The following is a 19,193-nucleotide window of genomic DNA, read 5'->3' on the forward strand; positions in this document are numbered from 1 at the left end:
ATTTAAGGGTGCTAAGGCATCAATGCTTCGCTAAGCTCAACGTTTTATCAATAGTGCCTGTTTTGAAATTTATTCTTTTTTTTATCATTAAAGTTATCGAATGGGAAGGTTTTAAACGCAAAGGTTCTTTTGGTGCATGCATATTTAAGGGTGCTAAGGCATCAATGCTTCGCTAAGTTGATTGTCACTTTCAATTAAAACAGTTATTTTTTAGTCTTTATGGTAAGTTCGTGGCCTTGTTTTTATCTTTAACACATAAAAAAAGTCGCTAAAATTACTTTTAGCGACTTTTTCAATATAGGTAAGAATTTTTATTGATAAAATTCTATTGGTTCACAAGTACACACTAGGTTTCTATCTCCGTAGGCTTCTTCTACTCTAGACACCGAAGCGAAGAATTTATGAGTTCTCACCCACTCTAGAGGATAAGCTGCTTTTTCTCTGCTGTAAGGTTTGTCCCAAGTATCAGAAATTACCACTTGCTCGGTGTGTGGTGCATTTTTCAAGACGTTGTTTTGTGCATCTGCTTTACCTTCTGCAATCTCTTCTATTTCTGATTTGATGGAAATTAAAGCTTCTGCAAAACGGTCTAGTTCTTCTTTGCTTTCAGATTCTGTAGGTTCTATCATCAAAGTACCAGCCACAGGGAAACTTACGGTTGGCGCGTGGAAACCATAGTCCATTAATCTTTTGGCTACATCTGCTACTTCTATACCAAGTGGTTTGAACTGGCGGAAATCTACAATACATTCGTGGGCTACTCTACCGTTTTGGTTGGCGTATAAAATAGGGAAATGTTCTGCCAAGATTTCTTTCAGGTAATTGGCATTTAAAATGGCGTGGGCTGTTGATTTTTTAAGTCCATCTGTTCCTAGCATTTTGATGTAAGCATAAGAAATATTAAGTACTAATGCAGAGCCATAAGGCGCTGAAGAAATGGCATCAATCCCTTGTGCACCACCTGTAGGAATATTAGGGTTTTTCGGCAAGAAAGGCACTAGGTGTTTAGCCACACAGATTGGGCCAACACCTGGGCCACCACCACCGTGAGGGATGGCAAAAGTTTTGTGTAAATTAAGGTGACAAACATCTGCACCGATGTTTCCTGGTGAAGTATAGCCTACCTGAGCGTTCATATTGGCACCATCCATATAGACTTGACCACCATTTTCGTGGATAAGGTCTGTAATTTCTTTTACGTTGGCATCAAAGAAACCATAGGTAGAAGGATAGGTAATCATAAAAGCAGATAAATTGTCTTTGTGCTCTTCTACTTTAGCTTTTAAATCTTCGAAATCTATTTCGCCGTTTTCTAGATTTTTCACTACCACCACTTTTAGTCCTGCGATAACGGCAGAAGCTGGATTGGTACCATGAGCAGATTGAGGGATAAGACAGATATTTCTGTGACCTTGTCCGATTGATTTTTGATAAGCTCTAATCACCATTAGCCCAGCATATTCTCCTTGTGCCCCAGAATTGGGTTGAAGGGAAGTTCCCGCAAAGCCCGTGATTTCGGCTAGGTATTTTTCTAAAGATTTGATTAATCTTTGGTAACCTTGTGCTTGTTCTACTGGCACAAAAGGGTGAATAGCGCCCCAATTTTCCCACGAAAGAGGAATCATCTGCGTAGCCGCGTTCAACTTCATGGTACAAGAACCTAAAGAAATCATAGAATGGGTAAGACTAAGGTCTTTTCTTTCTAGACGTTTGATGTAGCGCATCAAATCTGTTTCTGTATGGTATTTATTGAAGACCTCTTCGGTTAAGATTTCGTCATTTCTCAATAAATTTTGAGGAATAGCATATTCTTCTTTAAGGATGATTTTGAATCCTTGTTTTTGTTTGTAATGCGCTAAAGAGTTCACCAATTTATTAATCTTGTCTATGGTAGTAGTCTCATTGATAGAGATACTCACCACTCCTTCTGAGAAGTAGTTCAAATTAATTTTATGGTCTAATAAGAATCTCTTAAGGTTTAGTTTTTCGGATTCTGAGAAATTAAATTTAACGGTATCAAAAACCGGTTCTTTAACCACATCATAACCTAAAATTTGGAGAGCCTCTCTTAGAGCATTGGTTTTATAATGAATTTGGTCTGCGATATATTCTAAACCTGCTTTACCGTGATAAACGGCATACATACCCGCCATAACAGATAGTAAAACCTGTGCAGTACAAATGTTAGAAGTCGCTTTTTCACGTTTGATGTGTTGTTCTCTGGTTTGCAATGCCATTCTGAGGGCACGTTTGCCATACATATCTTGAGAAACCCCGATAATTCTACCTGGGATATCGCGTTTATACTCTTCTTTACAAGCAAAAAAAGCAGCGTGAGGTCCACCATATCCTAGAGGAATCCCAAATCTTTGGGTAGTTCCTATGGCACAATCTGCACCCATCTCTGCTGGAGATTTTAATTTAACTAAAGCTAGAGGGTCGCAAGCAACGGCTACTTGAAGGTTTTGAGACTTTACTTTTTGGATAAAATCTGTATAGTCTAAAACGATTCCGTTTTTACCAGGATACTGCAACAGAACACCGAAGAAGTCTGTCTCTGCAGAGAAGGTTTCGTGGTCTCCTACTACAATTTGAATTCCTAGTCCCACTGCTTTGGTGGTAAGCACGGCAATGGTCTGAGGCAGTACCAATTCTGAAACGAAGAATTTATTGGCTTCTGCTTTTTTCTGGTCTTTGGTTCTATTGCTGAAGAACATGCTCATGGCTTCTGAAGCTGCAGTAGATTCATCTAACAAAGAAGCATTAGCCAAAGCGAAGCCTGTAAGATTGGTGATTAAAGTTTGATAGTTGAGTAAGGCTTCTAATCTCCCTTGAGCAATTTCTGCTTGGTAAGGGGTATAAGCGGTGTACCAACTAGGATTTTCTAGAATATTTCTTTGGATAGCACTTGGTAAAATACTGTTGTGATAGCCAAAACCGATATAGGTGTCGTAATCTAAATTTTTCTCTGCCAATTCCTTAGAACGCTGAAGCATTTCGTACTCTGAAAGAGGTTCTGGAATATCCAAATCTTTAGAAAGTCTGATAGCATCTGGAATGGTTTGGGAGATGAGTTCATCTATAGAAGAAACGCCAATTTTAGAAAGCATAGCGTCTTTGTCTGCATCATTTAGATTAATGTGACGATTTACAAACTGCTGTGTGTTCATAGAATTAATTAAGTGTTGATTTTTTACTTTTATTAGGGTCCGTAAAAATACAAAAACTTTATGTAATGCTCAAATTTAGAACATTGATAACAAATGGTTTGATTGATAGAAAAATAAAATAATAATAGGGGTAAAAAATTGATTTTTTAAGAGGATTTTTTCAGAAATTGTGAATAATTGTTTTCTTGGTCGATGGGAGAATAAGTAAGAAATAATGAAAAGTTTCTAAAAAAACAGTCGAATTATGTGATATTTACAAAAGCAAAAAGACATTGCGTTCCTATGGAACGCTCTTAGTTGTATGCTTACTTTGCTACACACATTGCGTTCCTATGGAATTGCAAATGCACAGGTAATTAAATGTAGCATGTTATTGACTCTGATGAACAAGAAATTCTTACCCATTTATTAGCGGGATGAAAAAGATGGTGATAAATCGCAAAAGGTATTAAGCTTTTTCAGAGAAGTAAATGGCGATGGCCGCAATGATGAGAAGTATTAAAAAAACGAACCATCTTTTTGAAAATTCATGGGTAGGTATTTCTGGTTTTGCTTGGGTATTAGCGGCAGAAAATTCTTGAGGATTGACCTTGATATTTTCTTTAGAAGTTTCGAAAATAGTGATGCCTTGCACAACCGTTTTATTCAAGAAAGTATTGGTAGCATGCAAAATGACTTGGAATTTCCCTTCCTTATCAAATTCTTTGATTCTGAAAGTTCTTTCGCCCTGAGGTTTTTCTAATCCGAAAGGCGTAATCTTCACCAAATCTGCATCATACGTTTGCCAATACAAGGTAATTTCAGTGCCTTTTTCGGCTCTTATTGTACTGGCGTGAAAGTTCTTTATTTTAGGAGGAAGCACCGATTTTTGACTTCTAAGGAATTGTCCAAAACTTTGGTCATAAATTCTGCGCCTTTCTGTATCAATTAATGTTTCGTAAGCTTCCTGAATTTCCCTAAACCTTTGGGTAAAAAAATCATCATTTTCGTTTTTATCAGGGTGGTATTTGAATGAGAGTTTCCTGTACGCTTTTTTGATATCGTCTTCCGAAGCGTTTGGCTTAATCCCGAGAAAATAATAATAGTCTTTCAATGGATGAATGATGATTGATGATTGATTGAGGACAAAAATAGGAAAATTTATTTTTTAAAGCATCTATACATTTAATAGATTAATAGAGTGCAAGGATGAACAAGTTATCAAATAAAAAAGGAAACTTTTTAGTTCCCTTCTGTATATTCTTTGAATTGGTTTAAGATGCTTTGCCAACCTTGTTCTTGCATTTCTAGCGCATTGATATGCTCTGGTTCGAAGCGCTCGAAAATTTCTGTGGTATTTTCATCAATGGCATTGAAAAAAACTTCCACTTTTCTACCATCTTCTATATGATATTCAATTTTCTGATGCAGAACAATTTCTGTATAAGTTCCGTGAAAAACAAATCTTGCAGATTGATCTTTTGCTGCCATGGTGTAGAAAAATTCACCGCCAATTTCTAGATTATTTTCGGCTTTTGGGCAATGCCAACTTTCGTGGGCAAAATTCCAGTTGGTGATATGTTCTGCTTGGGTAAATAATTCCCAAACATGTTCTACGGGAGCATTGATGGTGGCTGTGACGATGAGGGGTTCCATTGATGAGTGATGAGTGATGAGTGATGAGTGATGATTGATGATTGATTCAAAAGAATATTAAAAAAGTTATTTAGAGTTGTCGAAATACGTGTAATCTTTAGTGATTTTGCCGTTTTCTATGGTGAAAATGGTACAAATAGGAAGTTCAAATGTTGATTGATCTGGAAGAGTCCCTTTTGAAACAAATTCTACAATTACGTTTTTTTCTCCCGAAGGATAAACAGCTACCACAGAATCTTGCACATCGGGAAACTGATTTTGTAATTCTGTATATTCTTTTACGATTTGAGCTTTTGTTTTTTGATGCGCTACCATTCCAGAAGAAGGTTCTTTGAATTCTGCATTTTCTGTATATAAATCTGCCATTTTTCGCCAATCGTGGTTATTAAAATGCACAAAAAGTTCTTTGGCTATTTTTTCGTTTTGGGTGAAATTATTTTCCGGAATGATGGTTTTCTCTTCGTTTTGTTTGCAAGAAACGATGGTAAAGACCAATGCAAATAAAAAAATGTTTTTCATAACAATTAATTTTAGTACATGACTATTTTTTTTTAAACTATTTCTAACCCCAAATCGAAGATTAGACGAGGTGAAATGTAACAAAAGATATCTTTCTCCGTTTATTTAATTCAAAACACCTTTAATTTTAGTCCAATTGTCTACCATCATCCAAATATTGATTAGAAACAATACCCCAGCAATCGCTAGGCCTTCTGGCATAAAGGTAGCATTGTGACATAAAATCCCTATTAAAACTGGGAAAATCATTAAAGCGCCAAGGGTTCTGGTTTTAGGAAACAGCACTAAAATCCCAGCCAATAATTCTACAAAACCCACTAATGGCATTACCCATTTTAAAGTAACAATGGCGTCAAAAATCTTTTTCATCTCATCTTCCATTGGAGGCATTGGCATATAATGTAAAAATTTATCTAATCCGGCATTAATAAACATCAAGCCAAATAACACAAAAAGAATCGTTTTAAAAATTTTCATATCATTTATTTTATTGAATGTAAACCTATCATATTTCCTTCGGTATCAAAAAACAAAGTCACAAAACCGTGTTCACCAATCGACATTTTGGGTCTAAAGATTTTGCCTCCAGCCGCTTCTACTCTATTTTCCTCGGTGGTACAATCTTCACTGGCAAAATAGATGATGGTACTGTTGGCCCCAGCATTTACACCTGTCATTTTAACTAAAGAACCTGCGGTGTCTTGGCTACCCATTTCGTAAGGAAAAACCACCATTTCTAGTTCGTCTGTTGTAGGATTTGGCATGGGGAACATTTCCATTTGAAAAACCTCTTCGTAGAATTTTTTTGCTCTTGGCATATCATCTACATAAATTTCGAACCACGCTACGGGATTCATTTTTTTGTAAGTTTCCATAATTTTGTGTTTTTAATTTCATCAAATATAACAAATAATTGTATTGCATATTCCATAAAAAAACCTTTTCACGAATGAAAAGGTTGATATTTTTGGTAAATATTACGAATTGCTTATTATTTCACGGCTTCTAAAGCAGCTTCGTAATTAGGTTCTTGTACAATTTCTGGTACTTGTTCTGTATATTTTACGGTTCCGTTTTCGTCTAAAACAATTACGGCTCTGCTTAATAATCCTTGCAATGGAGAATCTGTGATGGTAAGACCATAAGTTTCACCGAAGTTAGTTCTGTAATCAGATAAATTAATCACATTTTTAAGTCCTTCTGATGCGCAGAATCTACCAAGAGCAAATGGTAAATCCTTAGATATATTGACCACTACTGTATTCTCTAAAGCACTGGCTTCTTCGTTAAATTTCCTTGCTGAAGCTGCACAAATGCCTGTATCAATACTTGGGAAAATGTTAAGAACTACTTTTTTTCCTGCGAAATCAGAAAGAGATTTTTCTGATAAATCTTCTGCTACTAATGTAAAGCCTTTAGCTTCTGAACCTACTTCTGGTAAATTACCTGTAGTATGAATTTCGTTACCTTTTAATGTAATGTTTGCCATATTTTATATTTTACTAGCCAAAGATAGATTTTTTTATTCAAAATAATTAACAGTATTTATAAATAGGTTGTTTTCATATTTTCTATAAAAACCGTAAATTTGCTAACTTCTGAATTTTAAACAAATAAAAACTGAAAAATAAATGTCTGTATCTAAAATTTATTACACTCTTACAGATGAGGCCCCGATGTTGGCAACCCATTCGTTTTTACCAATCGTAAAAGCGTTTACTAAGACCGCAGCTATAGAAATTGCTGTGCCAGACATCTCTCTTTCTGGAAGAATATTAGCGAATTTCCCAGAATTTTTAAATGAAGACCAAAAAGTAGGTGATGCATTGTCAGAGTTGGGTCAATTGGCCACTCAGCCTGATGCTAACATCATCAAGCTCCCTAATATTTCTGCTTCAGCTCCACAGTTAGAAGCTGCTATTGCAGAGTTACAAGCTAAAGGTTACGCCGTTCCAGACTATCCTGCAGAGCCTAAAAACGAAGAGGAAAAAGCCATTAAAGCAAAATACGCTAAGGTTTTAGGAAGTGCTGTAAACCCAGTGTTGAGAGAAGGAAATTCAGACAGACGTGCACCTAAAGCTGTTAAGAATTATGCTAAAACCAATCCGCACAGAATGGGAGATTGGGCTAAAGATAGCAAGACAGACGTAGCACACATGAACAGTGGAGATTTCTACGGAACAGAAACCTCTACTACGGTAGAAACCGCTACTCAATTCAAAATCACTTTCTATGGAAATGATGGTTCTGTAAAATTATTAAAAGACTTGGCCCCATTAAAAGCTGGTGAAATTATCGATTCATCGGTGATGAATGTGAAAGCTTTGAAATCATTTGTAAAAGAAGCGATTGCAGAGGCTAAAAATAGAAACGTATTGTTATCTGCCCATTTAAAAGCTACGATGATGAAGGTTTCTGACCCTATTATTTTCGGGGCTATAGTAGAGACTTTCTTCAGTGAAGTTTTTGAAAAATATGCAGAGATTTTCAATTCTTTAGATATTAACCCGAACAATGGTTTGGCAAATTTGTATGATAAGATTGCGGGTATTCCTCAGGAAGCAGAAATAAAAGCAGACCTAGAAAAAGCATTAGAAAACGGACCAAGAGTGGCGATGGTGAATTCTGACAAAGGAATTACCAACTTCCATGTTCCAAGTGATATTATTGTAGATGCTTCTATGGCGGCACTAGTAAGAGGTGGCGGTAAAATGTGGAATAAAGAAGGTAAAGAAGAAGATACCGTTTGTATTATTCCTGACCGTTCTTATGCTGGTTTTTACCAAGCTTGTATCGATGATATGAAAGCCCACGGAAAGCTAGACCCTACTACAATGGGTTCTGTTCCGAATGTAGGTTTGATGGCTCAAAAAGCTGAAGAATATGGTTCTCATGACAAAACATTCCAAATTTCTGGTGAAGGAGAAGTAAAAGTAGAAGACGAAAACGGAAACGTTCTTCTTTCTCAAAAAGTAGAAAATGGTGATATTTTCAGAATGTGCCAAACCAAAGATGCGCCTATTCAAGATTGGGTAAAATTAGCAGTAAACAGAGCAAGATTGTCTGATACGCCTGCTATTTTTTGGTTAGATAAAGGAAGAGCTCACGATGCTGAAATCATTAAAAAAGTAGAGAAATATCTTAAAGATTATGATACTACAGGTCTAGACATTAGAATTCTAGACGTAAAAGATGCCATGACCGAAACGCTAAGAAGAGCTAGAGAAGGCAAAGACACCATTTCTGTCTCTGGAAATGTATTGAGAGATTATTTGACAGACCTTTTCCCTATTTTAGAATTAGGAACTTCTGCTAAAATGCTTTCTATAGTTCCATTGATGAATGGTGGTGGTCTTTTTGAAACTGGAGCGGGAGGTTCTGCCCCAAAACACATCGAACAATTTTTAGAAGAAGGTTATCTGAGATGGGATTCTTTGGGTGAATTTTTAGCACTTCAAGCTTCTTTAGAACATTTGGCTCAAACACAAGATAATAAAAAAGCTCAAGTTTTGGCAGATGCTTTAGACGAAGCGAATGCTAAATTCTTGGCTACTGATAAATCACCAGCTAGAAAATTGGGTGGCATAGACAACCGTGGTTCTCATTTCTATTTGGCGATGTATTGGGCAGAAGCTTTGGCTGCACAAACAGCAAATGCAGAATTGGCTGCTCAGTTTGCTCCAGTGGCAAATGCTATGCTAGAGAACGAAGCTAAGATCAATGAAGAATTGATTGGCGCACAAGGAAATGCTCAAAACATTGATGGTTATTACAGACCTGATGAAGCAAAAACTTATGCTGCAATGAGACCTTCTGCTACACTGAATGCAATTGTAGATGCTCTATAAAATTCCCCTCCTTTGGAGGGGTGGATTCAAAAATTTATAATTTTTGAAGACGGGGTGGTTACCTAAATACATAACAAACTCCCGAAAATTTCGGGAGTTTGTTATGTATTGGCTAAAATCAATGGATTTTCTATCTTATTTAAGTTGGATAAAGTCTTTTCTTATTGAACGAATTAATTTGATGATTTCCATAGAAAAACTTCAATACTTTGAATGATGAAGGCAAAAATATACTGCTATGAAGATAAATATTACTTTAAATTCTATGATTAATTAATTTTACAATATAAATCATATAAAAATTTCAAATTAAATTGAAGTTTTTTTTATTTTTGACAAAATTTTCACTTAACAAAAACCATGAAAAACATTATTCTATTATTCAGCTTACTGTTTATTTTATCTTGTAGAAATGAATCTAGTCCAGAGCCTGAACAAACTCCTATTGAAAAAATTACACTCAATTCTCCTATTGTTATCAATGAAAATACGATACAACTCAATTGGACAACGACAGGATTAAAAAATTATCAAAGTTTTCAAATATTAAAAAGAACTTCTGAAAAAGGAAGCGCAACCTATCTGAATCAAGTTGATGGGAAAACATTTATCAAAATTGACGATAAAGTAGAATATATTCCTTATGTGGATTATCAAATTTTAGGTTATACAACGACGGGCGAACAAATTTTGAGTAATCTGGTAACGTACAAAAGACCAGAAATAAAATTACTCGGAATAAAACCAGTAGACGCTATTATGGATAGTGAATTAGGAAACATCTATATTTTTGATTTGAATGGAGGAATACACCTTTACAATATAGCCCAAAACAAAATCACTCTTAGCATTAGCAGCAATGCAAAATTAGGTTTTGCTGATCTTGGCACCTACAATGGAAAAAAAGAATTGTATGTTCCAAGAAATGACGGTTGGGTTTATGTTTATGATGCCAACAATTTAAATCTGATAGATCAAATCAGTTTCAAATCAGAAATTGAAAGTGTTGTTTATAATAACAATGTACTATATGGAGCAACAAAAGACATTAGTAATAAATCAATTAAAAGTATCAGTAGAAGTACCAAGCAAATCATCTCAGAATCTGGTTTTTACCAATCAGGCCGATTAAAAAGATTAAATAACACTCAGGTTAAATTTTTCTGGATTAGTTCAGGAATATCGCCTACCGATTTAGGTTTATTCAATTTTGATGCAAACGGAAATCTTATTGATAAAATGTCGGACAGTTATCATGGTGACTACCCACTAAATCATAGAATTTTTGAAAATTTTCCAGATGGTAAAAGAATGATCACTTCTAATACAGGAACGATCTATGACGACAAACTAAAAGTTGTATCTGGATTACCAAAAGGTAATTCAGAGCTTACCTCTTTTAGTTTTGACAGCAATTATATTATTGCAGGTACTATGAGTAAAACAATTGATTTTTATGACATCAATTCTTATTTAAGGATAAAATCAATTAATACCATTAGATACCCTTTTCGTGTCTTTAGTTATGGGAATAAGATTATCAGTTTAAGTTCTACCAACTCTTTTTATGCTGGTGATTATTATAGTGACAATACACCAAAAGATCTCATTATTGAGATTTTTGATAAGTAATCTAAAAAAGAGGCTGTCTTTTAAGACAGTCTCTTTACGTTAAATTCATTTCTGCTAAAAAGACATTGTCCCAACGCTAAGGTTAACTTGTTTTACACCCACTGGGTTCCTTCTGAACATTTTACAAAATCTACCACAATCTTTTCACATTCCTAGAGATACAATGGTTGTAAAATACAAAAAAGAGGCTTTCTAAAAAATTATTGAGAACAATATAAGATATAAGATTTCTTAAGCATAGGCTGCGGTGTCTGAGCTGGCATTGAAATAATTAACCACGTGTAGGATTCCTAAAATGGTAATTGGTAAAAGAGCGTCATCTTCCAAAACAATTTCATAATAATATTTAAAATCTTTCCATTTGAAATTTCTTTTGATTTTTAGAATAGTTTTTTCGGTTTCATCTTTCATTTCAAAAATATCATTGTACCATTTTTCCTTATTAATTTGAAAATGCCTTTCCCCATTGTTGAAATCAGTTACAACAATATTCCCAGACCAGCTCATTTTGAATTTCATAAGTACATTTTCTTGTTTAACAACTTCTATAGAGGTGGTCCAAAAACCTTTGGCTTTTATTTTATAAGTTTGAGCATCTGTATGAATTTCTGCATTGGTAGAATACCATTTTGGGTAAACAATATTTCCTAGGAGAACTTCGTTTTCATCAAAAAGCTCGAAATTCCTTGAATTGATTGATTTTGCGATAAGGGTTTTCATAATAATTCTTTTAAAATCTTATCAATTTGAATGATGTATTTTCCATAAAAATAATTGAACCACCATTTCCCAATAAGGTATAAAAATGTAATTCCTAAAAGAACGGTAAGGCCAAACATCAATATAAAAACCATATCATTGTGATTTTTGTAAGAGGGCAAATATTCAAATAATACAATATAAGAGCTCACAATAATTGGCACAAATGCAATGTAATAAGAAATGTAATATTGTTTATTGAGTTCAAACTGATGCATTAATGTTTTTAGAGAATCTTTGGTATTGAAGGTTTGAAAAATAATTTCTTTGTACAAAGAAAAGAATTTAAGGTAATAAAATGCAGATACCAAAACTGCTGTAAGGGTAAGAATAACAGCATAAGTTTTTAGTTTCAAATTATCAATAGTGAAGATTAAAAAGAAAATAATGATAAATGTAAACATGTTGCTCCAAAATTCCATTTTCATATTTTTTCTAATCTTCTGTAGAGGATTATTGATTTTGTGCTGATGGTCGAGAGAAATTTCTGGAGCAGACACTTCTTCGCTTTGCCATTTTTTTTGTAATTCATCAAAATTCATAACCGTATTTTTTAATGATTTGTTGTAATTTTTCTTTGGTTCTATTGAGTTTTACTCTTGCATTCACTTCAGAAATCCCTAGATTTTGAGCAATTTCTTTATGACTTTGACCTTCTAGAAACAAAAAAATCAAAGCTTTTTCTACAGAATTAAGTTCTTGAACAGCTTTATACAGAAAATCTATTTGTATTTCTTTTTGTTGGGTTTCTTCTTCTGGCAGTTCTAGGTTTTCGTGTAAAAAGGCATTATCTGGTTTTCTTTTTTCGGTTTTCAGAAAAGTAAGGGCTGTGTTTAGACTTACTCTGTACAACCATGTAGAAAACTGACTTTTACCTTCGAATTTTTGGTAAGATTTCCACAGCTGAAATACAATTTCTTGGTAGAGGTCTTCTCTATCATCTTGGTTGTCTACATACATTTTAGAAATTTTGAAAATCATGCCTTTATGATTTTCTATTTTTTCTAAAAATTCTTGTTGTAGATTTTCCATTTTGTTGTTTCTACTGAGTTAGTATAAAAGTAAATAAATTGTTACAATTTAATTGAAAAAAAAATCCTTCAAAGTTTAAAAAACCTTGAAGGATACCGAAAAAATATTAGAGAGAAAACTATTTTACATCAAAACGGTCTGCGTTCATGACTTTCGTCCAAGCACGTACGAAATCTTTCACCATTTTTTCTTTGTTGTCATCTTGCGCATACACCTCGGCATAAGCTCTGAGAATAGAATTAGACCCGAAAACCAAATCTACTCTAGTGGCAGTCCATTTGGTAGCTCCTGATTTTCTATCTACGATATGATACAGGTTTTCTCCTGCAGGCTTCCATTGGTAGCTCATATCGGTAAGATTCACAAAGAAGTCATTGGTTAAAACACCTACTTTATCGGTGAAAACGCCGTGTTGAGTACCACCATAATTGGTCCCTAACACCCTCATTCCCCCTATAAGAACGGTCATTTCTGGAGCGGTAAGTCCCATCAATTGGGTTCTATCGAGCATCATTTCTTCTGGTGATACTATATAATCTTTTTTCTGCCAATTTCTATAGGCATCGTGTAGCGGTTCTAGTTCCGCGAAAGATTCTACATCGGTTTGTTCTTGGGTAGCATCTCCTCTACCAGGTGTAAAAGGAACTTTCACCTCGAAGCCAGCCTCTTTTGCTGCTTGTTCTACTGCTGCACTACCCCCTAGAACGATTAAATCTGCGATGCTTACTTTTTTATCTAAATTAGATTGAATCATTTCTAAAACGTCTAGCACTTTTTTCAATCTTTCAGGTTCGTTTCCTTCCCAATTTTTCATTGGTTCTAGTCTTATTCTAGCGCCATTGGCTCCTCCTCTGAAATCAGAGCCACGGAAGGTTCTTGCAGAATCCCAAGCGGTATTGATGAGTTCTGTTCTGGTTAATCCCGAGTTTAAAATTTTAGTTTTTAAATCTTCTATTTCCGCCTCAGAAAGTGTATAATCTACAGTAGGAATTGGGTCTTGCCATATTAAATCTTCAGACGGAACATCTGCGCCAAGATATCTAGATTTCGGTCCTAAATCTCTGTGGGTCAGTTTAAACCAAGCTCTTGCAAAAACCTCTTGGAAATAAGCAGGGTCTTGATGGAATTTTTCAGCTATTTTTCTATATTCTGGGTCTACTTTCAGTGCCATGTCAGCATCGGTCATCATCGGATTTCTGCGAACATTAGGGTTGTGAGCGTCTATAGGTTTGTCTTCTTCAGCAATATTTACAGGTTCGTATTGCCATGCACCAGCAGGGCTTTTGGTAAGCTGCCAATCGTATTTGAACAACAAATCGAAATATTCATTGTCAAATCTTGTAGGGTTGGTTGTCCACGCTCCTTCTACCCCAGAAGTTACGGTATTTCCGGCACCACCTTTAGGGTTGATCCATCCAAAACCTTGGTTTTCTATCCCAGCCCCTTCAGGGTCTGCACCCAGTGTAGAAGCATCTCCGTTTCCGTGGGCTTTTCCTACGGTATGACCACCCGCAGTAAGCGCCACGGTTTCTTCGTCATTCATGGCCATTCTTTTGAAGGTTACCCTCATATCTCTTGCAGTTTTCAGTGGGTCTGGGTTGCCATCTACACCTTCAGGATTTACATAAATTAATCCCATCATTACGGCTGCCAAAGGATTTTCTAAATCTCTTTCGCCTGAGTATCTACTGCCTTCGCTGCCAGATTTCGCCAGCCATTCTTTTTCGCTGCCCCAATAAATATCTTTTTCTGGATGCCAGATATCTTCTCTACCGCCAGCAAAACCGAAGGTTTTGAAGCCCATAGATTCATACGCCATATTGCCCGCGAGAATCATTAAATCTGCCCAAGAGAGTTTATTTCCGTATTTTTTCTTAATTGGCCAGAGCAAACGTCTGGCTTTGTCTAGATTACCATTATCTGGCCAAGAATTGAGCGGTGCAAAACGTTGGTTTCCGGTATTAGCTCCACCTCTTCCGTCTGCTACTCTGTAAGTACCGGCTGCATGCCAAGCCATTCTAATCATTAAACCACCATAGTGCCCCCAATCTGCAGGCCACCAGTCTTGAGAATCGGTCATTAGATTTTTTAAATCTGATTTTACGGCTTCTAAGTCTAGTTTTTTGAATTCTTCGGCATAATTGAATTCTTCACCTAAAGGATTGGATTTCTTATCGTGCTGGTGAAGGATATCCAAATTCAAGGCTTTTGGCCACCAACTCATAACCGATTGGTCTGTTCCTGTGTTAGCACCATGCATTACAGGGCATTTTCCTGAACTTTGAGTGTTCGAAAAACCACCTGCATTGTGAGAATCATTATACTCACTGTGATGTGGAAAAGGGCATTTTCCTTGTTCTGATGTACTCATAAAAGTTTGTTTAGTTGTTATTAATGATTTCAAAGTTATGATAACAAATCATTTGACATTAAAAATTTAGACTTAAAAAATTGATACTCGTTATAGATAACATATATTGATAATTTTATCTTAATTTAAGAAATCTATTAATCTATTCTATTTTGAAAGAATCCTTCAATGAAAACAAAGCATATTTTTGCTATTTTTGGATGATGAAAGACACTATGAAAAAAACATTATTCCTAATTATTTCTCTTATCCTTTGGTCTTGTGTTTCTGTAGAACAACACAACAAGAAACTAGAAACACCAATTACACCACAACAATTAAAAAAAGATGTAGATTTTGCTTATGAAAAGCTACAAAAACTACATCCAAAATTGTATTGGTATGTCTCTAAAGAAAAACTGGATTATAAATTCGATAGTTTGAAGAAAACCATTAACCAACCTCTAAAACCCAGTGAATTTTTCTTGAAACTTGCTCCTGTGATTGCGGATGTAAAAGAAGGCCACCTAAGACTGGTTCCTCTAGAAAAGAAATTGACCAAGAAAGAAACCAAAAGGCTTAAAAACCAAAAAGGAACTCTGGGAAGATTGAATTATGTGATAGAAGACCACCGCCTTTACATAAAAGACAATGCCGAAAAAATAGGAAATCTAAAAGTAGGCACCGAAATTTTGAAGATAAACGATATACCTGTAACCCAAATATTAGAAAAATACAGACCACTAGTGACCAGTGATGGTTATAATACGACTTATCACAAATATTCATTGGCTAGAAGGTTCAATACTTTTTTCAGCTTAGAATATGGGATTTTGGATAGTGTAAAGGTAGAGGCCCAGCACAAAGACAGTCTGAAAACCATTGTTCTGAAAAGAGAAACCAAAACAAAGACCGAAAAGAAAAAGGAAAAACAAGACCAAAAACTCACCGAAGAAAAGAAGACCAAAGGCTATAATCCTGTTACCAAAAGCTACAATAGAGATTTACAATTTTTGGATAAAGACAGCAGTATTGCTTACATGAAAATTAAGACATTTTCTGGGACTTACTCTAAAAAGTTTTATAAGAACAGCTTTGCTCTTTTAAAAAAAGCAGGAACAGAAACCCTTATCATAGACATTAGAGATAATTTGGGTGGCTCATTGGTAGAAATTAATAATCTGTACAGTTACTTTGCCAAAGAAAAATTCAAGTTTATAAAAGATATAGAAGTCAGCAGCCGAACTTCTATTTTGACTACGGACTATCTAAAAAACTTCCCCACGGTTACTAAACCTTTGGGAGTCATTTCTTATCCTATCTACATGTTGGTTTCGGTGATTGGCACTAAGAAAAAAGACGGAAAATATTATCTTATGGATTTATTTCCCTCTAAAAAACCAAAAGCCGATGCTTTCTATGGAAAGACTTATGTATTGATTAACGGAAGTAGTTTTTCGGCATCTTCTATCATTTCTGCAAAATTTAAAGCGGATGGATTGGCCACTTTGGTAGGCGAAGAAACTGGTGGTGCAAATGATGGAACCGTAGCTGGAATTTATTCTACACAAAAACTCCCCAATTCTAAAATGAAACTTCCGATTGGGCTCTTCTTGATTCAACCGAATATCGAAATGACCAACACCATGAAAGGCGTAACTCCCAATGTAGAAATCATCCCTACTTTAGATGAAATTTTAAGGAAAAAAGATGTACAGTTGGATTGGGTTTTGAAAGATATTAGCACTAAAAAATAATCCATCAAAAAACCTTCAAGGATTAAGAGCCCTTGAAGGTTTGTATTTTGTTAAAACTCAAAGATAAATCCGAAATAAGGAAGCGGAATGTTTCTATCTGCAGTACCTATATCTAATAGATAATACTGTTGGTTTTGCGGGTCAGAAAGATTGGCAATAATTCCGTTATCATTGGCATCCCTTTGCAGATTCACCACTGGCAACGCGGAAGGGTTTTTAGAGCCATAGACATTTACCACATCCATATAAGCTGTTAACTGCCATTTTTTAAAAATCCATTTTTTTTCTGTTCTTATGTCTAACTGATGAGCGGTGTTTCCTCTGAGCGTATTAAGTAATGTATAATCTTGAACGGGGCCATTTGCTACGTTCCAAATATCCACCAAAGCACTTCTGTTCAGATCATACGGAGTTTCTGGCAGACCAGATTGCATTCTAAATCTAGCACTAAGGTTCCAATTTCTCTTGAAATATTTACCTGCAGTAAGGGTAAGAATGTGTCTAGAATCCCAGCTGGAAGGAGAAAATACATTATTGACATCAGAAAATTTAGAATATCCAAAAGTATAAGCTGCAATTCCGTAGAAATTATTGATGGTTCTCTTCTGTACCAAAAACTCAAGTCCGTAAGTTTTTCCTTTCCCTCTAGAATCTACTGGTTCTGCACCTACGACACCGAAATCTCCGCCTAAATTGGCTAAAGAAATTTGATTTCTAAGTGAGAACGGATAATTAGAATATCTCTTATAGTAGGCTTCTGCGGTAATTCTAAGATTATCTTTTCCGTTAAATTCTATTCCACCCACAATCTGAGAATTTCTGATGTATTTCAATGTGTTTTTATTCACCAAAACATCATTTACCTGAAATCCTAATGAAGTATAAGGTGGCAGTTGGTAATAAATACCACTGTTCATATTCAATGCAAAAGCGTCATTTAATTTCAGTCTTAAAGAAATTCTTGGTGAAAATTGCTCTAGAGGATTGTTGGTTCTGTCTGAATAATTGCTGGCATCTATTCTAGCTCCTAAAGAAACCTGAAGAAGGTCATCGAAATATTTTTTGGCAGATTGTAGGTATAAACCGTATTGCATAAAATTGATTTCGGATAGGTAATTATCAAAATCAATCGCTCCTTGATTCACTTGTTTTACAATAGACCTGTTGTAATATTTTGCAAAATTGATATTGGCACCTGCACTCAATTGATATTCTCCAAAGCTAAGATTTCTATCAATTCTAATTTTATTTTCCGCTTCTTTAGAGTCATAATCAGCTAATAAATTGGCGGGGGTTTCTATATTTCTGTAATATTTAATCGCTTTGTTGTCTAGCATATTTCGACTGAGGGTAAACAACCAGTTTCCGTTTTCTACCAAATGCCTATAGCCCGCACCAAAGGTATAATTCCATTGAGAATTCTTTGGCAGTCTATCGATGAGCGTAAGGTTGTAAAGTGTTTTTTCGGCATCTGTATTGAATTTAAAATCATCAATAGCTCCTAAACCGATGAAATACAATTCGTCTCCAGATTTATATTTTTTAGAAACTTTAAAATTAGCATCATAGTAGCTCGGTAAAAAAGGTAAGCCCAGTCCTTTGAAGAGCAATTGTAAATTAGATTTTCTCACACTGAAAAGTCCACTCCATGATTGGTCTTTGCTTAGCGGACCATCTGCCATCAATTGTAAATCGTCTAAACCAATAATCGCTTTATACCCAATTTTGTCTTTACGGGCTTGTTTTAGATTAAATTCAAAAAGCGAAGACAATACACCATTTCTTCTGGCAGGAAACGCACCACTATAAAAATCTACATCTTTGATAAAATCTACGGTGATAATCCCTCTAGGGCCACCACTTGCACCTTGCGTTTGGAAGTGATTGATGACAGGAATTTCGATACCATCGATATAAAATTTGTTTTCGGCAGAGCTACCACCTCTTATAAAAAGGTCATTTCTAAAAGTTGCAGTACTCCCTACACCTGGAAAACTGAGAATGGCTTTAGAAACATCACGGTTAGAACCTGCATTTTTTTGCACTTCTTCGGCGGTGATATTTCTTAGTGAAACTGGACTTTCAGCCGTTGTTTTGTATAATTTTTTAGAAATGGTGACTTCTTGAATTTGCTTAGCAGACTTATTTAACCCGATGGAGAAGGTAAGATTCTGGTTCGGAACCACATTAATATCATTAAGAAAACCCACGTCATAGCCCTCAGAAGAAATTTCGAAATTGTAATTTCCGGACATTAAATCTGTCACTGAGACGCTTCCATTTCCGGTATAAGTTTGCTCTATGTTTTGAATTTTAATGGTTGCAGCAATTGGCTTTTTAGAAAAGTCATCAAACACATTGATGGTTACAGAACCTACTTGTGCCAACACCAACGTAGAAACCAATAAAAACAAGTAACTGAGTAATTTTTTCATTCTTTTTTCACTTTTTGCAAATGTATAAATGTAATCCTTAATATGAAAGAAAAAAA

At 35.2% G+C, this 19,193-nt stretch carries 15 protein-coding genes; 3 read left to right on the top strand and 12 right to left on the bottom strand.

Features of this window, described 5'->3' with window-relative positions; translation table 11 throughout:
- Nucleotides 1-311 precede the first annotated feature (311 nt).
- From gcvP to tpx, 7 genes are all read right to left on the bottom strand, one after another.
- Nucleotides 312-3,170 carry an aminomethyl-transferring glycine dehydrogenase gene (gene gcvP, locus IEW40_RS11890; RefSeq protein ID WP_188618329.1) on the bottom strand — a complete coding sequence of 953 codons (2,859 nt, stop codon included), beginning with the start codon at nt 3,168-3,170 and terminating at the stop codon, nt 312-314.
- A gap of 448 nt (nt 3,171-3,618) precedes the next feature.
- Nucleotides 3,619-4,263: a J domain-containing protein gene (locus tag IEW40_RS11895; protein ID WP_188618330.1), complete on the bottom strand. Its 645-nt coding sequence runs from the start codon at nt 4,261-4,263 to the stop codon at nt 3,619-3,621.
- Nucleotides 4,264-4,391: 128 nt separating this feature from the next.
- Nucleotides 4,392-4,805 (bottom strand): SRPBCC domain-containing protein, encoded by a 414-nt coding sequence (locus tag IEW40_RS11900; RefSeq protein ID WP_188618331.1) that lies wholly within the window; start codon nt 4,803-4,805, stop codon nt 4,392-4,394.
- A 66-nt stretch (nt 4,806-4,871) separates the two neighbouring features.
- Entirely contained in the window at nt 4,872-5,324 is a 453-nt protein-coding gene (locus tag IEW40_RS11905; protein ID WP_188618332.1) for a nuclear transport factor 2 family protein, read from the bottom strand.
- A 105-nt stretch (nt 5,325-5,429) separates the two neighbouring features.
- The gene (locus IEW40_RS11910; RefSeq protein ID WP_188618333.1) at nt 5,430-5,801 is read right to left on the bottom strand and encodes a DoxX family membrane protein; all 372 of its coding nucleotides are present in this window, start codon (nt 5,799-5,801) and stop codon (nt 5,430-5,432) included.
- A gap of 5 nt (nt 5,802-5,806) precedes the next feature.
- Entirely contained in the window at nt 5,807-6,199 is a 393-nt protein-coding gene (locus IEW40_RS11915) for a VOC family protein (protein WP_229663447.1), read from the bottom strand.
- A gap of 116 nt (nt 6,200-6,315) precedes the next feature.
- Nucleotides 6,316-6,813 carry a thiol peroxidase gene (tpx, locus tag IEW40_RS11920; RefSeq protein ID WP_188618334.1) on the bottom strand — a complete coding sequence of 166 codons (498 nt, stop codon included), beginning with the start codon at nt 6,811-6,813 and terminating at the stop codon, nt 6,316-6,318.
- A gap of 142 nt (nt 6,814-6,955) precedes the next feature.
- Between tpx and IEW40_RS11925 the strand changes: the two genes are divergently transcribed.
- Nucleotides 6,956-9,172: an NADP-dependent isocitrate dehydrogenase gene (locus IEW40_RS11925; protein WP_188618335.1), complete on the top strand. Its 2,217-nt coding sequence runs from the start codon at nt 6,956-6,958 to the stop codon at nt 9,170-9,172.
- 360 nt (nt 9,173-9,532) lie between these two features.
- Nucleotides 9,533-10,804 carry a hypothetical protein gene (locus IEW40_RS11930; RefSeq protein ID WP_188618336.1) on the top strand — a complete coding sequence of 424 codons (1,272 nt, stop codon included), beginning with the start codon at nt 9,533-9,535 and terminating at the stop codon, nt 10,802-10,804.
- Between the two features lie 231 nt (nt 10,805-11,035).
- Here IEW40_RS11930 and IEW40_RS11935 read toward each other — a convergent pair whose 3' ends face one another.
- The 4 genes from IEW40_RS11935 to katG form a co-directional block, all read right to left on the bottom strand.
- Nucleotides 11,036-11,524 carry a hypothetical protein gene (locus IEW40_RS11935; protein ID WP_188618337.1) on the bottom strand — a complete coding sequence of 163 codons (489 nt, stop codon included), beginning with the start codon at nt 11,522-11,524 and terminating at the stop codon, nt 11,036-11,038.
- Nucleotides 11,521-12,105: a hypothetical protein gene (locus IEW40_RS11940; RefSeq protein ID WP_188618338.1), complete on the bottom strand. Its 585-nt coding sequence runs from the start codon at nt 12,103-12,105 to the stop codon at nt 11,521-11,523. Before IEW40_RS11940 ends, IEW40_RS11935 begins: the two co-directional genes overlap by 4 nt.
- Entirely contained in the window at nt 12,095-12,595 is a 501-nt protein-coding gene (locus tag IEW40_RS11945) for an RNA polymerase sigma factor (protein WP_188618339.1), read from the bottom strand. Before IEW40_RS11945 ends, IEW40_RS11940 begins: the two co-directional genes overlap by 11 nt.
- Nucleotides 12,596-12,713: 118 nt before the next feature.
- Nucleotides 12,714-14,966 (bottom strand): catalase/peroxidase HPI, encoded by a 2,253-nt coding sequence (katG, locus tag IEW40_RS11950; RefSeq protein ID WP_188618340.1) that lies wholly within the window; start codon nt 14,964-14,966, stop codon nt 12,714-12,716.
- A 215-nt stretch (nt 14,967-15,181) separates the two neighbouring features.
- Here katG and IEW40_RS11955 point away from each other — a divergent pair, with 215 nt between their 5' ends.
- Entirely contained in the window at nt 15,182-16,702 is a 1,521-nt protein-coding gene (locus IEW40_RS11955) for a S41 family peptidase (RefSeq protein ID WP_188618341.1), read from the top strand.
- 50 nt (nt 16,703-16,752) lie between these two features.
- On the opposite strand, the gene IEW40_RS11960 is transcribed toward IEW40_RS11955, so the two are convergent.
- Nucleotides 16,753-19,137, bottom strand: a complete 2,385-nt coding sequence (locus IEW40_RS11960) for a TonB-dependent receptor (RefSeq protein WP_188618342.1) — start codon at nt 19,135-19,137, stop codon at nt 16,753-16,755.
- Between the last annotated feature and the right edge of the window lie 56 nt (nt 19,138-19,193).

Origin of the sequence: Cloacibacterium rupense (genome assembly GCF_014645495.1) — a bacterium.
GTDB lineage: Bacteria > Bacteroidota > Bacteroidia > Flavobacteriales > Weeksellaceae > Cloacibacterium > Cloacibacterium rupense.

Excerpts from the sequence above, each read along its gene's own strand:
- gcvP (WP_188618329.1), bottom strand. The coding sequence starts at position 3,170 with ATGAACACACAGCAGTTTGTAAATCGTCACATTAATCTAAATGATGCA.
- IEW40_RS11900 (WP_188618331.1), bottom strand. The coding sequence starts at position 4,805 with ATGGAACCCCTCATCGTCACAGCCACCATCAATGCTCCCGTAGAACAT.
- IEW40_RS11905 (WP_188618332.1), bottom strand. The coding sequence starts at position 5,324 with ATGAAAAACATTTTTTTATTTGCATTGGTCTTTACCATCGTTTCTTGC.
- IEW40_RS11910 (WP_188618333.1), bottom strand. The coding sequence starts at position 5,801 with ATGAAAATTTTTAAAACGATTCTTTTTGTGTTATTTGGCTTGATGTTT.
- IEW40_RS11915 (WP_229663447.1), bottom strand. The coding sequence starts at position 6,199 with ATGGAAACTTACAAAAAAATGAATCCCGTAGCGTGGTTCGAAATTTAT.
- tpx (WP_188618334.1), bottom strand. The coding sequence starts at position 6,813 with ATGGCAAACATTACATTAAAAGGTAACGAAATTCATACTACAGGTAAT.
- IEW40_RS11925 (WP_188618335.1), top strand. The coding sequence starts at position 6,956 with ATGTCTGTATCTAAAATTTATTACACTCTTACAGATGAGGCCCCGATG.
- IEW40_RS11930 (WP_188618336.1), top strand. The coding sequence starts at position 9,533 with ATGAAAAACATTATTCTATTATTCAGCTTACTGTTTATTTTATCTTGT.
- IEW40_RS11935 (WP_188618337.1), bottom strand. The coding sequence starts at position 11,524 with ATGAAAACCCTTATCGCAAAATCAATCAATTCAAGGAATTTCGAGCTT.
- IEW40_RS11940 (WP_188618338.1), bottom strand. The coding sequence starts at position 12,105 with ATGAATTTTGATGAATTACAAAAAAAATGGCAAAGCGAAGAAGTGTCT.
- IEW40_RS11945 (WP_188618339.1), bottom strand. The coding sequence starts at position 12,595 with ATGGAAAATCTACAACAAGAATTTTTAGAAAAAATAGAAAATCATAAA.
- katG (WP_188618340.1), bottom strand. The coding sequence starts at position 14,966 with ATGAGTACATCAGAACAAGGAAAATGCCCTTTTCCACATCACAGTGAG.
- IEW40_RS11955 (WP_188618341.1), top strand. The coding sequence starts at position 15,182 with ATGAAAAAAACATTATTCCTAATTATTTCTCTTATCCTTTGGTCTTGT.
- IEW40_RS11960 (WP_188618342.1), bottom strand. The coding sequence starts at position 19,137 with ATGAAAAAATTACTCAGTTACTTGTTTTTATTGGTTTCTACGTTGGTG.